The 18,593-nt window shown below is 69.9% G+C and carries 18 protein-coding genes; 17 read left to right on the top strand and 1 reads right to left on the bottom strand.

Annotated elements, in window-relative coordinates; all coding sequences use genetic code 11:
* Positions 1 to 104 precede the first annotated feature (104 nt).
* From SCATT_RS40325 to SCATT_RS12885, 5 genes are all read left to right on the top strand, one after another.
* The gene (locus SCATT_RS40325) at positions 105 to 1,076 is read left to right on the top strand and encodes a cytochrome c biogenesis CcdA family protein (RefSeq protein ID WP_014627987.1); all 972 of its coding nucleotides are present in this window, start codon (positions 105 to 107) and stop codon (positions 1,074 to 1,076) included.
* Positions 1,069 to 1,770: a peroxiredoxin family protein gene (locus SCATT_RS40330; RefSeq protein ID WP_014143492.1), complete on the top strand. Its 702-nt coding sequence runs from the start codon at positions 1,069 to 1,071 to the stop codon at positions 1,768 to 1,770. Before SCATT_RS40325 ends, SCATT_RS40330 begins: the two co-directional genes overlap by 8 nt.
* 2 nt (positions 1,771 to 1,772) lie before the next feature.
* Positions 1,773 to 2,054, top strand: a complete 282-nt coding sequence (locus SCATT_RS12875) for a glutaredoxin family protein (protein WP_014143493.1) — start codon at positions 1,773 to 1,775, stop codon at positions 2,052 to 2,054.
* A gap of 10 nt (positions 2,055 to 2,064) precedes the next feature.
* Complete coding sequence (locus tag SCATT_RS12880) at positions 2,065 to 2,301, top strand: hypothetical protein (protein WP_014143494.1); 237 nt, start codon at positions 2,065 to 2,067, stop codon at positions 2,299 to 2,301.
* Positions 2,302 to 3,572: 1,271 nt separating this feature from the next.
* A complete protein-coding gene (locus tag SCATT_RS12885) occupies positions 3,573 to 4,508 on the top strand; it encodes a DUF5655 domain-containing protein (protein WP_014143496.1) in 936 nt (311 codons plus the stop codon).
* Positions 4,509 to 4,601: 93 nt separating this feature from the next.
* Here the strand turns inward: SCATT_RS12885 and SCATT_RS12890 are convergent, their stop codons facing one another.
* Entirely contained in the window at positions 4,602 to 5,348 is a 747-nt protein-coding gene (locus tag SCATT_RS12890; protein WP_014143497.1) for a DNA-methyltransferase, read from the bottom strand.
* Positions 5,349 to 5,925: 577 nt separating this feature from the next.
* Here SCATT_RS12890 and SCATT_RS12895 point away from each other — a divergent pair.
* The 12 genes from SCATT_RS12895 (at position 5,926) to SCATT_RS12955 (ending at position 18,565) form a co-directional block, all read left to right on the top strand.
* Entirely contained in the window at positions 5,926 to 7,071 is a 1,146-nt protein-coding gene (locus SCATT_RS12895) for a C40 family peptidase (protein ID WP_014143498.1), read from the top strand.
* A gap of 87 nt (positions 7,072 to 7,158) precedes the next feature.
* A complete protein-coding gene (locus SCATT_RS12900; RefSeq protein WP_014143499.1) occupies positions 7,159 to 7,467 on the top strand; it encodes a DUF6112 family protein in 309 nt (102 codons plus the stop codon).
* Positions 7,467 to 8,159: a hypothetical protein gene (locus SCATT_RS12905; RefSeq protein ID WP_042507571.1), complete on the top strand. Its 693-nt coding sequence runs from the start codon at positions 7,467 to 7,469 to the stop codon at positions 8,157 to 8,159. Before SCATT_RS12900 ends, SCATT_RS12905 begins: the two co-directional genes overlap by 1 nt.
* Before the next feature lie 27 nt (positions 8,160 to 8,186).
* Positions 8,187 to 9,581 carry an SCO6881 family protein gene (locus SCATT_RS12910; RefSeq protein ID WP_014143501.1) on the top strand — a complete coding sequence of 465 codons (1,395 nt, stop codon included), beginning with the start codon at positions 8,187 to 8,189 and terminating at the stop codon, positions 9,579 to 9,581.
* 134 nt (positions 9,582 to 9,715) lie between these two features.
* Entirely contained in the window at positions 9,716 to 11,188 is a 1,473-nt protein-coding gene (locus SCATT_RS12915; RefSeq protein WP_014143502.1) for an SCO6880 family protein, read from the top strand.
* A 35-nt stretch (positions 11,189 to 11,223) separates the two neighbouring features.
* Positions 11,224 to 11,676 (top strand): DUF6238 family protein, encoded by a 453-nt coding sequence (locus tag SCATT_RS12920; RefSeq protein WP_014143503.1) that lies wholly within the window; start codon positions 11,224 to 11,226, stop codon positions 11,674 to 11,676.
* A gap of 26 nt (positions 11,677 to 11,702) precedes the next feature.
* Positions 11,703 to 13,208, top strand: coding sequence for an ATP-binding protein (locus SCATT_RS12925; protein ID WP_014627990.1), 1,506 nt, complete (start codon positions 11,703 to 11,705; stop codon positions 13,206 to 13,208).
* Between the two features lie 372 nt (positions 13,209 to 13,580).
* Positions 13,581 to 14,216, top strand: coding sequence for a hypothetical protein (locus SCATT_RS12930; protein WP_014143506.1), 636 nt, complete (start codon positions 13,581 to 13,583; stop codon positions 14,214 to 14,216).
* A 740-nt stretch (positions 14,217 to 14,956) separates the two neighbouring features.
* Positions 14,957 to 15,727: a hypothetical protein gene (locus SCATT_RS12935; protein WP_014143507.1), complete on the top strand. Its 771-nt coding sequence runs from the start codon at positions 14,957 to 14,959 to the stop codon at positions 15,725 to 15,727.
* Between the two features lie 26 nt (positions 15,728 to 15,753).
* Positions 15,754 to 16,251 (top strand): hypothetical protein, encoded by a 498-nt coding sequence (locus SCATT_RS12940; RefSeq protein ID WP_014143508.1) that lies wholly within the window; start codon positions 15,754 to 15,756, stop codon positions 16,249 to 16,251.
* A 613-nt stretch (positions 16,252 to 16,864) separates the two neighbouring features.
* Positions 16,865 to 17,608: a hypothetical protein gene (locus SCATT_RS12950; RefSeq protein ID WP_014143510.1), complete on the top strand. Its 744-nt coding sequence runs from the start codon at positions 16,865 to 16,867 to the stop codon at positions 17,606 to 17,608.
* A 276-nt stretch (positions 17,609 to 17,884) separates the two neighbouring features.
* Positions 17,885 to 18,565 carry a hypothetical protein gene (locus tag SCATT_RS12955; RefSeq protein ID WP_014143512.1) on the top strand — a complete coding sequence of 227 codons (681 nt, stop codon included), beginning with the start codon at positions 17,885 to 17,887 and terminating at the stop codon, positions 18,563 to 18,565.
* The last annotated feature ends 28 nt before the right edge of the window (positions 18,566 to 18,593 follow it).

Here is an 18,593-nt window from a genome sequence, read left to right on the forward strand (position 1 = left end):
GTACGCGCCGGCACTGGCACCCGCACTCCCTTCTTCCTATTTACCTTAGGAGGTTCGTATAGTCTGGTGGGGAAGGGACCTCCCACCGGATGACTGGGGACGGCATGCAAGGGCTCTTGTTCGGAACGACGCTGCTCGCGTCGTTCCTCGGCGGCATCGTCGCGCTGCTCGCACCGTGCTGCGTCTCGGTGATGCTGCCCGCCTACCTGGCCACCGGCTTCCGCAAGCGACGCGGCATCCTCGCCGCCACCCTGGTCTTCGCCGCCGGGGTCGCAACCGTCATCGTGCCGATCGGTCTGGGCGCCACCGCAATCACTGCCCTGGTCTCCGGCCACCACTTCGCGGTCTTCTCCCTCGGCGGGCTGGCCATGGCCGCAGGCGGCATCGCCGTGCTGGCCGGCTGGCAGCCCAAGCTGCCGATGCCCGCGGGCCGCACCCCCGGCGGAGCCGCAGGCATCGGCCCCATATACGGCCTCGGCGTCTTCTCCGGCGCCGCCAGCTCCTGCTGCGCACCGGTGCTGGCTGGGGTCGCCGTACTGTCAGGCGCCACCGCCTCCTTCCCCGCCGCGCTCGCGGTGTCGGCAACCTACGTGGCCGGGATGGTAGCCCCGCTGGCGGTGATCGCCCTGCTGTGGGACCGCCGCGACTGGGGCGCCTCCCGCCTGCTGCACGGCCGCCAGGTCACCCTCGCCCTCGGACCGCTGCACCGCCGGATACCGGTGGGGATGCTCGCATCCGGGCTGCTGCTGATCGGCATGGGGTCGCTCACCGTCGTGATCGCCTTCACCGGCCCGGACATGGGCACCGGCGGCTGGCGGTTGCGGCTCGCCGCCGATCTGCAGCACTGGGCCAGCGTGACGACCGGCTGGCTGTCCTGGCTGCCCGGCTGGGCCTTCGCTCTGATCCTGACAGCCGCCGTTGCGTACCTGGTGCGCCAGGCCGTGCGCCATCACACCCGGCCGGATCCCCTCCCGGCCCCAGAAAGCCTCGGCGCCGCTGCGGTGCCGGAGTCCGCCTCCTGCTGCGAGGCACCCGCCCCGACCCTCCAGACCACCGGGACCACGACCGATGACTAAGACCCGCCCGGCCGCCAAGGCCACCGCGACCTCCTCCCGCGCGGCCAAGAACGCCGCCGCCCAGGGCGAGGCCCAGGGCACCGAACGGCGCCGCCGCACCCTGCGGTGGACCGCCGCCATCGCCGCGGCCGCCGCGGTCACCGGCGGGCTCTACGCCGTCTTCAGCAGCTCCTCCTCGTCCGCCGGTTCGGGGAAGGCCACTTACCAGGCCGGCACTCCCGGCATCGGCGCCACCGCCCCCGGCTTCGCCCTGGCCGCCAGCACCGGCAAGAAGATCAGCCTGGCCGGCTACCACGGCAAGACCGTGCTGCTGTACTTCCAGGAGGGCCTGACCTGCCAGCCCTGCTGGGACCAGATGACCGACCTGGAAAAGGACGCCGCCAAGGTCAAGGCAGCCGGCGTCGACCAGATCCTCTCCGTCACCTCCGACCCCGCCGACCTGATCACCCGCAAGACCAAGGACATGAAGCTGTCCACCCCCGTGCTGTCCGACCCGGACCTGGCCGTCTCCAAGCAGTACGACGCCAACTCCTACGGGATGATGGGCACCTCCCGCGACGGCCACACCTTCGTCCTCGTCGGCCCCGACGGGAAGATCAAGTGGCGGGCCGACTACGGCGGCGCGCCGAAGTACACGATGTACGTCGCCCCCGACAAGCTGCTGGCCGACCTCAAGGCAGGGGAGGCGAAGTAGCCATGCCCGACGCGCCCGTCACCACCACCCCCGCCGTCGTGCAGGTCACCCTGCTCACCCAGGCCGACTGCGCCATGTGCGACCACGCCAAAACTGTCCTCGCCCGGGTCGGCGCCGACCACCCCCTGCACATCACCGAGATCGGCCTCGCCACCGACGAAGGCCGCCGGCTCGCCCTCGAAGCCGGGGTGCTGTTCGCCCCCGGCGTCCTCCTTGACGGCAAGCCGTTCGCGTACGGCCGCCTGTCCGAGCGCAAACTCCGCCGCACCCTCACCACCCCATAGGAAGACGACCATGCAACAACTGCTCTACATCCTTCCCGCCCTGATGTGCCCGCTCGGCATGGGCGCCATGATGTGGTTCATGATGCGCGGCAACAAGCAGCAGCCCGCGCAGAGCAACACCACCGCCCAGGAACAGGAACTCGCCCGGCTCCGCAACGAGATAGCCGCCATCCGAGGCTCCCAGACCTCCGAAGCCGCAGAGCCGACCAGCGTCCCCCTCGACAAGCACCACCAGGCCAACCGGTGACCACCTGGCTGCTCCCGATCGCAGCCACCCTCGCCGCAGCCGGCCTGACCTACTGGTGCTGCATACGGCCCATGCGCCAAGGGCGGCACGGCAAGGCCTCGGCCGGGCACGGCTGCTGTCCACCGCCCGCAGCCATAGACCTGGACGACCAGATCCGACAAGCCAGGGAAGAGCTCATGACACTTCGTACGGCTGCGACGCACCCCCCGGAGTAACGCCGTCGAAGAGAGGGCCCCGCGGGGCCCCGGGTGGGGTCCACAGGACCGGTGAGCGAGTGATCGGCGGCCTCATCGGCGGCTTGGAGGATCCATGCGGCCTCGCGAAGGGACGTGGCACCCGCTTCGCCCCACCGACGCGCGGTCCTGGCCGTCAAAACCACCGCGGTCACGGCCGTGACACTTGTCGCGCGCGGCCGCTGTCGCTGATCCGCCCCATCAGATCTCGTCCTTCCGGGCCACACCGACGGCGGCGACTTGGTCGATCTCGGCGATAGCCCGCTCAGCACGGGACACGCTCACTGCCAGCCGGACACGCTCGGTTTTCTGGCGACAACTGGGGCCACCGATGAACATCTTGGTGTTCTGCCGGGACTCCTCCCACAGCGGGCGATGACACGACTCCGATCCTGCGGCCCTCGCTGCCCCGGCCCTGATCGTCGCGTGCATCGGCGTCTGGGCTGTCTGTAACCGCTACGAGCGCCGACGCCCCAAGCTCGGCCAACCGCCCTACGACTGCGAAGACTCCCGTCCCGTTGGGCAGCCATGGCCCGACAGCTCCACCACCTTGCACGCCCACCAGGAGACCGGCCACGTCAACACCGCATCGATCTGTCCATGCCGAGCCCGATGACGCCAACGCCGGGCGCGCGGACACGCCTCGGCCGCTCGCCGGAGAACCTCATCGAGTTCTCCAAGGAATTCCACCCGCGCAGCATCGGCCTGGTCGTCTTGGACATGAGATCTGTCAGGACCGGACAGTCCCGCCGCTACCTATGGCCCCATCGAAGATGGTCGCATTTCACCCGTCGACCCAAGGGCAGCGATCGGCCTCTGACGGGGGGTCACGCACGCCTGTCCACCGGTTGTCCACCGAAACCCGTCGCCCCTTCCGCCGGCCCTGGCCCTCGGTCATGTCGTCGGCAACAAACCCTAGCGTGCGGGAGTGGCAGCCCCAGGGAGCTGGGGAAACAGCCGTTTCGGCTGGACGGATGCGGAATACCCGGAGCCTTCCGTCGATTGGTCCTCTTGCAGAGATCACGGGAGGGGACGCTGGTGGCCGAGCTGATGATGTTCCGGCGAGACGCGGAGGGGCGGGACGTCGAGCTGCCCGGTTCGACGGTGGCGCTGGAGGTGGAACTGCAGCGGCGGGTCGAGGCCAGCCTGGAGGCGATGCTCGGCATCCGGTTCCTGGCGTCGGAGTACCCGACCGGTCCGTGGCACCGGGGCCGGATCGACACCCTCGGGCTGGACGAGAACGGCAGCCCGGTGGTGATCGAGTACAAGAAGGGCTCCGACAGCGGGGTGCTGTCGCAGGCCGTCTCCTACCTCTCCTGGCTGGACTCCGCGCGGCACGAGGTCGAGGCGCTCGTCCGGAAGGTGCTCGGCGCGGAGGCCGCCGAGACCATCGACTGGCGTCGCCCGCGGATGGTCTGCATCGCGGCCAGCTTCTCCCACCACGACCGCGTAGCCGTGCAGCGGCTGCCCGAGCGGATCGACCTGGTGCGCTACCGCGTCTTCGAGGGTGACCTGCTGAGCCTGCTGCTCGTGGACTCCTCGCCCGGTTCGGCGACCGCTGCTTCATTTCGGCGAACCAGGGAGCGGGACACGGCGACCACCAGCGTGCCGGCGGCCCCGGCGGCTTCCGCGCTGGCGGGCCCTGGTCTCGTCCCGGAGTGCCTGCGCGACCTGTACGCGGAGTTGGACGACGCGCTCACGGCGTGGGGCGAGGTCGAGGTGGCCCCTCTCCGGCACTACATCGCCTACAGGCGGCTGGTGAACGTCGCCTCCGTGATCTTCCGTCCGAAGCACGAGGCGATCCTCGTCTACCTCAGACTCGACCCGGGCACCGTCGCACTGGAGGAGGGCTTCACCCGGGACATGCGCGGCATCGGACACCTCGGAACCGGTGACCTGGAGGTACGCCTCGCGTCGGCGGCCGACCTGGAGAGGGCAGCACCGCTGATCCGGCGGGCGTTCGAAGCGGCCTGACGCAAGCAGAAGGGCGGCTGACGCATCGGTTACTCGATGCTCCAGCCACCCTTTGGCGTCTGCGGTCCGTGGGCCCCGGGCTCGCTCTCATGCTCACTCCTCCGGCCCGGCGAGGACGAAGTCGTCCTTCGTCAGCTCCGCGCGGAGTCGCTGTTCTGCCACGTCGGCATAGTGCGAGGACAGCTCGACGCCCACGAACCGACGTCCCTCGCGGAGGGCCGCGATCCCCGTTGAGCCGCTGCCCGTGAACGGGTCCAGTACGACTCCGCCTTCGGGGCAGATCTGCACGAGCTGCTGCATGATCTCGACCGGCTTCTGGGTGATGTGCACCCGGTCCTTGCGCGGCTGGGAGGCGATGAAGTGGCCGGGCAGGTACAGGTCCCGGTCCTTCGCCAGGCTGCCCTTGACGCCCCAGATGATGAACTCCGCCGACTGCTTGAACCCGCCCTTGCGAGGCCGGCTGGCGGGCTTGATCCACGGGATCGTGCCGCTCCAGGTCCAGCCCGCCATCTGCAGGGCATCGGACGTGGTCGGCTCCTGACGCCAGTCCGAAAAGACGATGGCGACCGAGTGCTCGGTGGAGGCCCGGTACGCCTCAGTGAGCAGGGCGGTCAGCCAGCTGCGGTAGCTGCGCTGATCTCGGTTCTCCCCGGGGAAGTTCTGCAGGTCGTGCGCGCTGTTGCTGGTGACGTACTTGGCTCGCGCGGTGCGACCGGTGCGGTCCGCGCTGGTACGTCCGCCGGAGTTGTACGGCGGGTCGGTGATGACGGCGTTGACGCTCTCGTCCGGGAGGGACTTCAGCACGGTAAGGGCGTCGCCTCGGTGCAGGGTGTAGCTCATGTGCGGGGCCTCTTTCAGGGCATGGCGGAACTGGACCCGCTCCTGACGGTGCTCAGCAGCGGTCGTTCCGAGCGGGGTTGCGCCGGAGGTTAGCCGCGTTTTCCGGCCGTACCTAACGATCCGAGCCGTGCTCTGCGGTCGGTCCCGGAGCCGTTTGGTGCGGCCGGAATCCCGGTCTACTGTCTCGCCATGTCACCGGGACAGAGCCTCGCTCCGCCCCCGCTGACCTGTGCTTATCCGTGTTGTCTCGTCCAAGAGAGCAGCGCGGCAGGCTTATTGACCTCTCATTCCCCAAGCCGTGAGGAGACCCGGTGTATCGCCTGAGATTACGAGCGCGGCTGGCTGCCGCGCGTGACCCGAGACCGGCGCTCAGGAGCTACCAACTCCTCTGATCCGGGCCCGTCCTGAGAGGCGGATTCACATCGGCGCGGTGCCGACGGCTTTGCACGAGAAGTCGGCACCGCGCCTCCTACGAACCACGAGGAGCCGCTGCGATGCAGCATGCCCTGATACACCCACGCCCCGACCCATCCCCCCTAACTGGCTGGCACCGCCTCCTCGGTGAACGGCGGCAGCGATGAAGAAGACCACGGGAGCCGTCGTCGGTCTCTTCGCAACCGGTCCGCTGCTGTTGGCCGTTCCGATCCTCGCCATCGGTGCCGGGACTGCCTCGGCTGCCTGCTCGACCGACGGTCCACAGGCTGTGGATACCTCAGCCGTCGCGGCTCAGGTCAAGGCGATCCTGAACGGCGGCGGCAAGGGGACGGTATCCGTGCCGGGGCTGGACGATCCGGCCGAGCAGGTACCCAACGCCAAGACCATCCAGGCCACCGGCGTCGCGATGAACATCCCGGCCCGCGGGCAGGTCATCGCTCTGGCTACCGCACTGCAGGAGAGCGGTCTGCGGAACCTGACCTACGGCGACCGTGATTCGCTGGGTTTTTTCCAGCAGCGGCCATCGCAGGGCTGGGGCACCGCGAACGAGGTCCTCGACCCGGTGCACGCCTCGACGAAGTTCTACGAGGCGCTGGAGAAGGTCTCGGGCTGGCAGTCCCTGTCCGTCACCCAGGCAGCCCAGGCAGTGCAGGCGTCGGGCTTCCCCGACGCTTATGCGAAGTGGGAGCCCCTGGCCACCGCCTTGCAGAAGGCGATCGCACCGTTGCTGTCGAAGGCCGGCGGCGCGGAGTCGAGCCCTTCGCCGTCCGGCTCGGGGAGCACGGGCAGTCCTCCGCCAAGCACCACAGGAGGCTGCACGAGTGGCGGGGACGGAACCAATTTCGGAACCATCCCGCCTGGGGCGGTGCCGACGGGTTACAAGATCCCGGCAACCGCTCCGCCGAAGGTCCAGACGGCGATCCGCTGGGCGCTCGGCCAGCTCGATACGCCGTATCAGTGGGGCGGGAGCTGCACCGATTCCCACGGGTCCGACCCCATGGGCCGGTGTGACTGCTCCTCGTTGATGCAGCAGTCGTACAAGGCTGCCGGGGTCACCCTGACACGGACGACGTATACGCAGGTCAAGGAGGGCAAGGCCGTATCGGTCGACGCTCTCCAGCCAGGCGACCTTGTCTTCACCGAAGGAACTGCGGAAGTCCCTGAGCACGTAGGCATGTTCCTCGGCCAGGGCTTGATCATCAACGCCCCGCACACCGGTGACGTGGTCCGCATCGCGACCCTGGCGTCCTGGAAATCGCGGATTCTCGCGGCCCGCCGAGTCGTCTGACCGGCGGTTTCTCCCTCCCTTCCTCCCTCGCACCGCCGCTCCGCCAGATCGGGCTTTGGCGTGCACTAGATCGAACTGGAGTTCGTAATGTACCTCGCCGACAAGGTCGTCCAGCTCGCCTACGACCCCGGGATCAAGCCAAACGAGGGCGGGCTGCCGGGCCTCGCCGTCCTCAAGGAGGTCATGGGCTCCGTCAACCTCTTCGGCATCATCGCCGTGGTCGGCGCGCTCGCCGTCAGCGCGGGCGTGTGGGCCTGGGGCCACCACTCCGGCGGCCACCAGGCCGAGGCGAACGGCAAGAAGGGCGTGCTGGTCAGCGCTGGTGCGGCCCTCCTGCTGGGTGCCGCGAACGGCGTGGTGGCGTTCTTCAGCACGCTGGGGAGCCAGGTCCACTGATGGCTCCCCGCTCCTCGAACCCCGGCGGCGCATCTCGCGTGCGCCGCCGGGCGCTGCTCGGCACCGCCGTCCTGGTGGTGCTTGTCGCCCTCGCCGGCCTGGCCGCCTACATCACCCGCGATGGCAGGAGCCCCTCCAAGGCTTCTGCGGCGGGTACGAGTTCGGCCGTCACCGCCGCCTCTCCTACCCCTTCGTCGTCCGGGCCGCCCACACCTGGTGCACGCCACAACGCCCTCCCGGTTCCGCCGGACACCCACGATCCGATCGTTTTCGGGAAGGCCGCCGCAGCGGCCCTGTGGTCCTACGACACCCGCTCCTACTCCCAGGTGCAGTTGCTGGCCGCACTGCACCGGTGGCTGACCACCGAGACCAAGTACGCCGACCCGGCTTCGGTCGACGCGATCGTCCCTTCCCCTGTGCTGTGGAAGGAAATGGCCGCCAACGACCAGTTCGCCACCGCCAAGGTGAACGAGGGCCACTTCCCGGACTCCTTCACCCAGGCACTTCAGGCAGCCCCCGGAGCGATCACGGAGGCATACGTCTACGCCGTCACGGTCTCCGGCAAGCAGTCGATCGCATGGAAGGGCTCTCCCGCCGGAGGCGCGGAGGACCGCGTCATCACCCTCGCGGTCCAGTGCCGACCCAACCAGCCCTGCGCCCTGGCCGGCGTCATGCCGTCCGTCGCGCCCTGACCCCCACCCCAGGAAGGAGGTACCACCATGGGAGTCTGCGACTGGCCCCTGATGGACAAGGTGTGCGGCGCCGTTGACTTCGCCACCAACCCTGCCGGAACCGTCACCGACGGCATCGGAGCATGGATCGCGAAGTCGGCGGGAGAACTGGCCGCCAGCGCGGCGAACCTCGCCGCCAAGGCCGTCAACGAGACCACGGCCATCGACCTCAACGCCCGATGGTTCCGGGACAACTACGAGCTGCTGCTACCCATCGGGCTCGCCCTGACCGTCGGCACGTTCTGCATCCAGTTGATGTTCGCGGCCTGGCGAAGGGACGAACGCGCTCTGGCCCGAGCCGCCATCGGCACCATGACCGGCGTCCTCTTCAGCTTCTGCGCCGTTGCCTTCACCACCGTCGCCATCACCGTGGTCGACGCCTTGTCCGACGGCCTGTTCAAGGCAGCCAACAGTTCTGTCGACGACGCGATCCGGCGCGTGGTGAAGGTCAACGAACTGGGGGCGATGTACGGCTTGGGCTGGGGTGTCCCAGCCCTGGTCGCCCTAGGCTGCGCGATCGGCGCCTTCTTGTACTGGGGCGTGATGGTAGCCCGCAAGGTCGGCGTGCTGATCATGGTCGCCCTCGCCGTCTTCGCCGGGTCCGGCGGCGGCTGGGAGGTCGCCAAGCGATGGCGGCGCGGCTGGATCGAGGCCACCGCCACCCTGGTCGTCTCGAAACTCCTGATGACCGTGGTCTTCCTGATCGGTGTCTCCGCGATGGGCAAGTCCGACGCCCACGACGGCATGGCAGCGTTGTCCGACGCGATGGCCGGCATCGTCGTGATGGTCTTGGTGCTGCTCTGCCCGTACGCGACGTACAAGTTCGTTCACTGGGCGAGCGACGGTGGCGGCCACGACGACCTGCACCGTACCGGCGTCGCCGGGATGGCAGTCGCCGCGGGAGCTGCCAAGACCGCAGGCAGCCTGGCGATGCAGGCCAGCACCGGCACCCCTGCACCGCAGGGGCCGAGCAAGGTCCCCGGCGCAGGCAGTGACGGTGTCGCCTCCGGGATCAACCCGTCCGGCAGCCTCAGCAAGGAGGGCATCGACGCCGGACCGCCCCAGCCCCGGACACGGTTCCGGTACGGCGAAGATGCGAACGCCTCCGGCGACAAGGGACGAGCCCTGATCCAGCGCCCCGGCATCCCGCCGCTCATCACCCGGCCCAGCGAGGGCGACACGGGGGGCTCGGAAGGAGGCGCCCCGGGTGGTCAGTTCGCCGGCGCGTCGGCGCCCGGGGACAGCATGACTCGCGCTGGTGCCGCCCCGCCTGCCGACCCGGCACCCGGAGCCTCGCCTCCGCCTACTACCGGTCCGTCGGCAACCGGTTCCGCGACGCCGACGAGCTGGGTCTACCCCAACCAGCCGCCTTCGGGGTCCTGACCAACCCCACCCGGGGGGCGGGCTGCCTGCGCAGCCCGCCCCCCATGCCCCCACCAGAAACGGAGTCCCGCCATGGCCAGCAGAAGAGCGCCGCACGCCTCGCCCTTCGCCCGCTCCCACCGTCTGGAACCACCATGTCTGACAAGCACCAGGCCCAAGCCACCCCGGCCACCGTCAAGTTTCCCCACCGCAGCAGGCGCGGCATCCTGCTCGGCCTGACCGCACCGCAACTGATCGTCGTCAGTCTCACCGGCCTTCTCCTGCTCGCTGTGATCCTCACGCGCGGCGTGGTCGGCGCCCTCGAACTCATCCCCCTCTGGGCCGTCATCGCCCTCCTGACGTTCGTCCGGTACCGAGGCCGCGCCCTGGCCGACTGGGCTCCGATCGTCACCCGGTACGTCCTGCGCCGGATGCGGGGCCAGCTGATCTGGCTCGCCCGGCCCTCCCGCCGGCCGATCCGCGAAGGACTCCTCCACCTGCCCGGTACCGCGGCCAGCCTGCGTGTGGTCACCGCCCCCGACCGCCGATACGGCGCGGTCCACAACCCCCACACCGGCACCCTGACCGCCGTCGTCAAGGTCTCCTCCCGCGCCTACGCACTGCTCGACCCGGGCACCCAGAACGCCAACGTCAACGGCTGGGGACGCGCGCTGGCCGCTCTCGCCCGAACCGGCCAGGTCGCCCGTATCCAGGTGATCGAGCGCACGGTCCCGGACTCCGGCGACGCGCTGCGCCGGTACTGGGAGGAGCACGGCCAGTCCGACGCTCCCGTGGCCGGCGCGATCTACAGCGAGCTGATCCAGAGCGCGGGCCCGGCCGCCGCGCCGCACGAGGCGTACGTCGCGGTGTCGCTGGACGCCAAGGCCGCACGACGTCTGATCAACCAGGCCGGAGGCGGTCTCACCGGGGCCTTCAGCGTCCTGGCGCAGCTGACCTCGACCTTCGACCAGGCCGCGCGCACCGCTGGGCTCAACCCGACCGGCTGGCTCACGGCCTGCGAGATCGCGGCCGTCGTGCGAACGGCGTACGATCCCAAGGCTCTTGCGGCGCTGGACCGTTGGTCCACCGCAGGACGCCCCGAGGCTGAGCCCGCCGCTGCCGGCCCCGTCGTGGTCGTCGAGAAGTCGGACCACATCGCGACCGACTCGGCCTTCCACTCCACGTACTGGGTGGAGAACTGGCCGCGGGCTGAGACGTCGGCGGGCTTCTTGCATCAGCTGCTGTTCACCGCCGGGGTCCGGCGCACCCTGTCGCTGTCGTACGAGCCCAAGGGGCTGGACGCCGCGCTGCGTGACGTCCGGCGCAAGAAGGCCAGCGTGATCGCCGACGCCGCCGAGCGAGCCCGGCGTGGCCAGGTCGACTCCGAGGCGGACTCGATCGAGTACCAGGACATCAAGTCCCGTGAGCGCCAGCTCATCGCGGGCCACGCGGATGTTGCCCTGACCGGCCTGCTGACCGTCTCGGCCGACTCGGAGGAGGAACTCCGTTCCGCCTGCGCGGTCGTGGAGACCGCGGCCGTCGGCGCCCAGCTCGATCTGCGGCCTCTCACCTGGCAGCAGGCTGAAGCGTTCACCGCCGCCGCCATGCCGCTCGCTCTCGCCGCCTGATGCCGGCCTTCCTTCCCTCCGAAAGAGCACCTCCCATGTCCCGCACCGCCAGTCCGACCGCGCAGGACTTCGTGCCCTTCGCCACCGCAGCGCTCGACTTCCACCGCGCGCTCAACCTTCCGGGTGGTCCTCTCGTCACCACCCGCGCCGAGCTGGACGCCCTGCACGCCCACCTGGTCTCGCTGCACGGTCTGCTCGATGCCCATGCCCTCCGCACCGGCCAGCTCGTCCCGGCCGAGGGAGACCAGCTTCGCGCTGCCCGCACTCGAATCTGGCAGGCCGCCGACCACGTCCACACCGCGTACCACGCGGCACCCCGGCCGGACTCCGGCGAGGTGCCTGAGCGCGAGGCGTGCCAGGCCGGCCTGCCCGAAGGGGCACCGGAGCTGACCATCTGCCAGCGCCATCAACGCACCGCGCACCTGGTACGCCGACGCACTACCCCGGCCGACCTGCACGCGCCGTTCACCGGCCTCGTCCGCCGCTGACCTGCCTTCCATCTGGAGAAACGTTCATGCCCCGCACTCGCGCCACCGCCTCCCACCTGTTCGTCCCCCGCAAGGCATCACGCGCCGAGCAGCGAGCCGCACGTGCCGGTTTCGCAGAGGCTCGCCGCCAAGCCCGCCTCGTCGGCGCACCGCCGAAGCACCGCGCCGACAACACCCTCGACCCGGAACTGCGACCCACCTACCCGCCGTCCGGACGCCCCGACTCCTCCTCAGCTCGGGGCGGCAAGCTCAGCCTGCCCGCCCATCGCATGACCACAGCCACCGTCAGCGGCGCCTACCCGTTTCTCGCGGAGGGCGGCCTGGGAGCCGAAGGGATCTTCATCGGCAGGGACGTCCATGCGGAAGCGGCGTTCTGCTACGACCCCTTCTCGCTGTACAGCAACGGGCGGATCGAGGGCTTCACCAATCCGAACGCCGTCTTGGCCGGGATCATCGGCATGGGCAAGAGTGCGCTGGCCAAGTCGATAGCCACCCGCGCCATCGCCCACGGGTACCGGGTCTACGTCCCCTGCGACCCCAAGGGAGAGTGGACGGCCGTCGCGCAGGCCCTCGGCGGCTACAGCATCGCGCTCGGGCCGGGGCTCCCGGGCAGGTTGAACCCCCTGGACGCTCCCGCCCGGCCCGCCTCGGTGAGCGAGGGCGACTGGTCCACCGAGGTGCGCAAGCGACGCCTCCTGCTCCTGGCGGGCCTGGCCCGCACCGTGCTGAAGCGCGATCTCCTGCCGATGGAGCACACTGCTCTGGACCTCGCCCTCGACCTGGTCGTCGCCGAGGCCAACGCCAACGGCACGGTGCCGCTGCTCGGCGACATCGCGCACGCCCTCGGCTCGCCCGAGCGCCTCCACCGGGCCCTCGGCGATCAGGCCGGACACATGGGACTGGCCGCCCAGGACCTCGCACACGCCCTTCGCCGTCTCGTGCACGGCGACCTGAGCGGCATGTTCGACGCTCCCTCGACGGTGGCCTTCGACCCCACCACCCCGATGCTGTCCATCGACCTCTCGCGCCTCGGCGGATCCGGCGACGACACCGCCCTGGTCTTGGCCATGACCTGCGCTTCAGCTTGGATGGAGAGCGCGCTCGCCGACCCGGACGGCGGCCGACGCTGGGTGATCTACGACGAGGCATGGCGGGTGATGCGCCACGTCGGCCTGCTGGAACGCATGCAGTCGCAGTGGAAGCTCTCTCGCGGACTCGGCATCGCGAACCTGATGGTCATCCACCGCCTCAGCGACCTGCTCAGCGCAGGTGATGCCGGCTCGCGCGGCCGGGTGCTGGCCGAGGGACTCCTGGCAGACTGCTCCACCCGCATCATCTACCGCCAGGAACCCGACCAGCTCGCTGCCGCGGCCTCGCTGCTCGGCCTGACCGGCGTCGAGACCGAGGCCGTATCCGCCCTGACCAAGGGCAGGGGCCTGTGGAAGGTTGCGGGCCGGAGCTTCATCACGCAGCACATCCTGCACCCGGCCGAGCGCGAGCTGTTCGACACCGACGCCCGCATGTCCGCCTAGCGTAACTTACCTGCCCTGCAATGACGTTGGGCAATGTCGTCAACCGTACCGGGTCAGGGCTGCCGAGTCCACGGCGGCGCCTCTGCCCCGGCAGCGAGTCCGGGCACCGTCGCACCAGGCGTCGGCTGGAACGACCGTCTGGCCGCCGCCCGCCCAGAGAGGTTCGCCGAGGTGTTCCACGAGGCGATCACGGAGGACTCGGGAGTCCGGGGCCCTTCCGCTGTCCAGCAGAGCGAATCTCCTGCCCACTTTCCACCGCCCGCCGTCCGTTCGCTGCCGCGTTCGCGGTGAGCACCGGCATAGAAACGAGGACCAACCGTGCCCACTTCTCCCTCTTCCCATGGAAGCCAGCCATCGGCGACCAACGAGCCCATGGCGTGGCGGCAGCACCTCCCAGCGCTGGCCTCTGCCGCCGCCGGCATCCAGCAGGCATCCGATGCCTGGGACGCCGTCTCGGACTCCTTCTGCGACGACACCGGCTGGCCCATCGATCAGAAGGGCTACGCCGACGGCAAGGTGACGCGCGACGCCGAGGCATGGAAACACGTCGAGGTCTTCCTCGCCCACGGCCCAGAGGTGCTTGCCGGCGTCCGCGCTGCCGCCAGCGGTGCCGACTACGTCGAAGGCCCGATCAGCGAGGACCTCCGCCGACTGCGCGGAATCGACACCACCCTGGAACGAGCACGCCAGATCCAGCACGAATGGGACCAGGTCATGGCGCTCATGGACGCCTCGCTCCCCGGCTCACGAGAGATCTACGCGAGCCAGGCACAGGAGATCCGCAACTCCGAAGGCTGGCACTACGCGGACAAGTTGGCTTTCCAAGGCCCGGCGCTCGCTCGGGCCGGCGACTACTTGGCCAACCGGGCGGATCCAGGCCAGTCCTCACAGACCGAACGCGCCCAGGTGGCCCTCGCACGATCAACCACCGTCAACCACGGGGCCACACCCGCTTCACCTCCGGCACCGCCTCCGTCGAATGCGCCAGCCCCGCGTCGTTCCCGCTGACGCCTCTAGCACTGAGTTCCGGCGAGACCAAACCGGCCGATCGACGGATCCTCACAATGCCCACCATCCCCACCGCCCTACCCGCCTGCGGCTCGCATCGCCGACGGCTGGGCACCTGGCCACGGAGAAACGCCATGCGTCCCGATCAATCCTTGGACCCCATCCCAAGGGAACACGGGTACGGACACCTCACCGGCCCCCTTCGGCAGCGCGGCCTGGAGTGCACCGTCGAGTACGGCCTCAGCGACTACATCGTCCACGCTGAGCTTCCCGACGGTAGTTCGTTGATCATCTCGCCACCCCAGGAGCCCCCGACCGACCATCCACCCGGACATCCCGAGAGCTGGTTGGTGACCCGCGGGCATCCCGACGATCCCGCAGTCCACGAAGTGATCTACGACTCGGAGCCAGACGGCCCCCACGCCCGGCACGCCGGCCGTGTCCCGAGTCTGCTCACCGCCATCGACGCGCGCCTTGATCAGCTCGGCGTGCCTCCGCGGCCGAACTCTGCCTCACCCCGAGTCAGTGCTGCTCTCGCGCTCTCGCCGACCGCCCAGCGCACGGTCCCAGCACCACTGCCGGCGGCTTCGGCCGTGCGCCCCGCACTGCCGCCTCCCGGCACACGGTCCGTACACGGTCGCTGACCGCTTCAACCCCGGAGTGCTCCATGTCCCTCGCCTGCAGAACCATCCCGGCCCCCGACCGCCCCTCCTCCCGAGCCCGCACCGGACGGATCACCCATGCCCACCCACTACGACTCGCTTCCCGATCTCGCGTTCGGCCACCACCCTGTCTACGGCATCGTGGCCGCGAACCCGAAGAACCTCGCTGCCAGCGCCTGGATGTTGAAAGGGTTCGACTTCCACCCCGTCCCGGATCAGCCGACGCTGTACGCACTGGCCGATCAGCAGCGTGACGGACAGGGCCGCACCACCCGGGCCGTCGCGATGCTACGCAGGGCCGGCTACCAGGTCGACGTGGACGCAGCGTTCGACCCCTCGCTGGCATCCCGTGACGCTCGCGCCCGTGACCAGCCCCCGCGGATAGATCCCGACGTCGCGTTCGCCGAGCATCCGCAGCTCGGCATCGTCGCGGCCACCGGTGACCACTCCTCCGCGCTCGGCGGCCGACTCATCCTGGAAGAACACGGCTGGCGGCACGACCCGAACCTGGACATCTACACGCTGCCCATCACCACCGACCGGAGCCAGGCCCTGGCGAAGGTCGCCAACGCCACGGTGGCCATGCACCGATCCGATCTCCAGGTCGCGATGCATCCCGTGCTTGCCCAAGACGTAGCCGTGCGCCGTGTCCCTGCGCCCGCGATGGCCGCGCGCCACGAGCGGAGTCCGAGCTTCGCCACGCATAAGTTCCCCATCAGCGCCGCCGCGCTCGCCGCCAGCCCGGCCCGCGAGGGCCTCCTGGGCAAGGCACCGGTTCCCGCTCCCGCCACCTCCGCTCCCGCGGCCCGGCCAGTCGACCCACGCATCGCGTTCTCCCGCAACCGCTGACCCAACTCCCGTAAGGAGCAGTTCCCATGGCCGTGAAGACCGTCTGGCATATCACCCACTCCTGCGGCCACCAGGCCGAGCGCGACCTGTCCGACCGGGCGGCCGACCGTCGCGCGGGCTTCGCCGAGTGGCTCGCCAAGCAAGAGTGCACCGACTGCTGGCGGGCCACCAAGGAGGGCAACGAGCAGGATAAGGCCGCCTGGCTCAAGGCTAAGCGAGCCCAAGAGCAGGCCGAATCCGAAGCCTGGTCGCAGCAGTACCGAATGCCGCCTCTGGAGGGGACCGAGCGAGCCATCGCCTGGGGTGTGCGCTGTCGCCACCAGCTCCTGGCCGCCGCCTACACCGCCCTGGTCCTCGAAGGCGACACCAGCGAGACGGAGTGGGAGGAGATCGAGGAGACCGCTCGGACCATCACCCGCGCCGGGTGGTGGATCGATCAGCGCTCCTCCGAACCCGACGACCTTACCGAGTTGCTCCAGGCCGCCACCGAAGCCGCCCGGCCCACGGAGAACCCCCACTTCTGACGGCCTGGTGCCCCGCCTCGGCGGGGCACGCACCAGCCTTGCGTCCGGGATGAGCGGCGGCGTCTACCAGTGATCTCCGGCCGGGCCAAATCGCGGATTTTGCGGATCCTCTCTCCCTGACGGCCCGATCACCCGGGCCCCTGTTCGCCACTCCCCTCGAGGTAGACGCCGTGATCGCCCATTTGCAACGCGCCAGCGACACCGCCGGCCTGCTCACCTACCTGTACGGGCCGGGCGAACAAGGCAACCACACCAGTCCACGGCTGATCGCGGGCGACGGCCACGGAGCCCCGGTAGAACTGCTCGCCGAGCCTGGCTCGCTGCCCTACCTGGCCCAGGCCCTTGATGCCCCCGTCGAGCGTCTCGGGGCCCGCGCACCCGAGCGGCCGGTATGGGTCTGCTCGGTCCGCTCCAACCCCCACCAGCCGGACCTCACCGACGCACAGTGGGCTGCGGTCGCCCGCCGCCTGGTGGACGCCACGGGAATCGCCCCGGACGGCGACCCGGACGCCTGCCGGTGGATCGCCCTGCGCAACCAGCCCCGGCAGGTGCACGTCGTGGCCACCCTCGCTCGTGAGGACGGCAGCCTCCACAACGCCCACCGGAGGTCCCCATGCCTGCTCCCTCCATCACCATCACTTCCGAGTTCAGTGGCAGCGTCTTGGCAAAGGGTGCCAGCGACGACCTTTCTGCCGCGCTTCTCAAGCACGCCGGCTTCCAGCAGATCGAGGACTGGTACGGCCGACGTCATCGCCTTCCCACCACCACCCCGGCCGCTGATCGGGTCGCCATCGCCACCCGCGCAGCCGAGATGCTGCGCGCTGCCGGCTACGGCGTCGACCTCGCCCCCTCCCTCGACACCGCCCGGATGACTCTCCCGACGAATCCGCTCGGGCCGTACACCGCCGGAGGGGAACTTCTGCGGCTCACCGACCAGATCAGGTCAGCAGAGAACGGCGCCGACCTTCGGCGGGCGGTCGACCACCTCCTTCATCCCGAGCACGGCGCGCTGGAGCGTGTCCGGGAAGCGCTGGAGGCGGCAGGCGAACAGATCAACGACCTTGACGAAGAGGCGTACCGGCTCGCGGACCGGTTCAGCTTCGCCGCTGAGTTCGTCAGCTCGGCGCAGTCCGAACTCGTCGACTCGGAGGTCGAGTTGCGCCGTGTCGGCAGCTCGCCACAGCACCAGGCCGAGACGCGGACACAATCTCCGGGGTTCTCCGGCCCGCGGCGCGCCGCTCTCGCCACATCTCCCGCAGCGGCGAAGGCGAAGGTCTCCTCGGTCCTCGGCGCCGGGGCAGCGGACGCCGTCGCGGCCGTACATCCGTCGCAGGTCCCCGGTCCTCGGACGCGGTGACCCGGTGATCTCTTTGTTCAGTGCCGCTGCCGACCTGCCGGTCGTACTCCCGCTGGCAGACGCCCTCGACACGAGCCGCGTCGGCTTCCTCATCGACACCGCCGACAGTCCCTTCGCCATCCGGGACTGGCTCTCGTCACTCGCCGACGGTCCGGCCCTGTCAGTCACTTGCGAGAACCTGCCGGTGCCCTCCTCTGCCACAAGACCGGCGGCGGGGAGCACGTCCGCCGCGTGTCCCCAGGCACCGAACCGCCAGCACACCGACCGAGGAACACCATGCCCGAGTTCTATCCAAGCATCGGCGAGGCCATCGGCGCCGCGATGCAACACAACATCCGGCTCGCCCACGGTACGGAGACGTCAGGCTCCGACAAGCCGCTGCAGGCCCGCTACCTGCCTCCTCCCGCCGCCGACCCGCACTCCGTCCCGGGGATGATCGCCCGGCTCACCGAGACCGCGACGCCCGACGAGGTTGCCGAAATCATCGAGGATGTCAACGGTGCCCTTGTCGGGGCTCTGCCGCAGCTGACCGAACTCGTCGCTGCCGCCGCCGACTGGACTCGCGTCCGGCTGACGTTCGACGACCCGCACCACAACCCCGCGTTCGAGACCTGGACGCGGCTGGCCGCTGCCCACGGCATGCTCCAGGACGTCCAGGAGCAGCTGGAGATCGCCGCGGACGGGATCGCCGCGTGTCCTGCCGAACTGACCGACCCCAGGCATCACGAGATGGTGAACGTCCTGCGGACCAGGGAGCTGCTCCACGACGTCCTCGGTTCCGGCGCGGTCGACGAAGCGCCGGCACGCGCCAAGGGCGATCCCGAAGCGAACCGGCAGCGGGCCGCCCGTATCTCCTCACCCAACGCAGCCGCCCAGGGCAGGACGTCCCCGGCCAGTTCCGCAGAGGCGTCGGTGAGGGCCAGCACCCCGCCGGCGCGCGGCCCCCGCACCCGATAGCTCCCCCCACCACCAACTCCTCCCCGAA

Origin of the sequence: Streptantibioticus cattleyicolor NRRL 8057 = DSM 46488 (genome assembly GCF_000240165.1) — a bacterium.
Taxonomy (GTDB): domain Bacteria; phylum Actinomycetota; class Actinomycetes; order Streptomycetales; family Streptomycetaceae; genus Streptantibioticus; species Streptantibioticus cattleyicolor.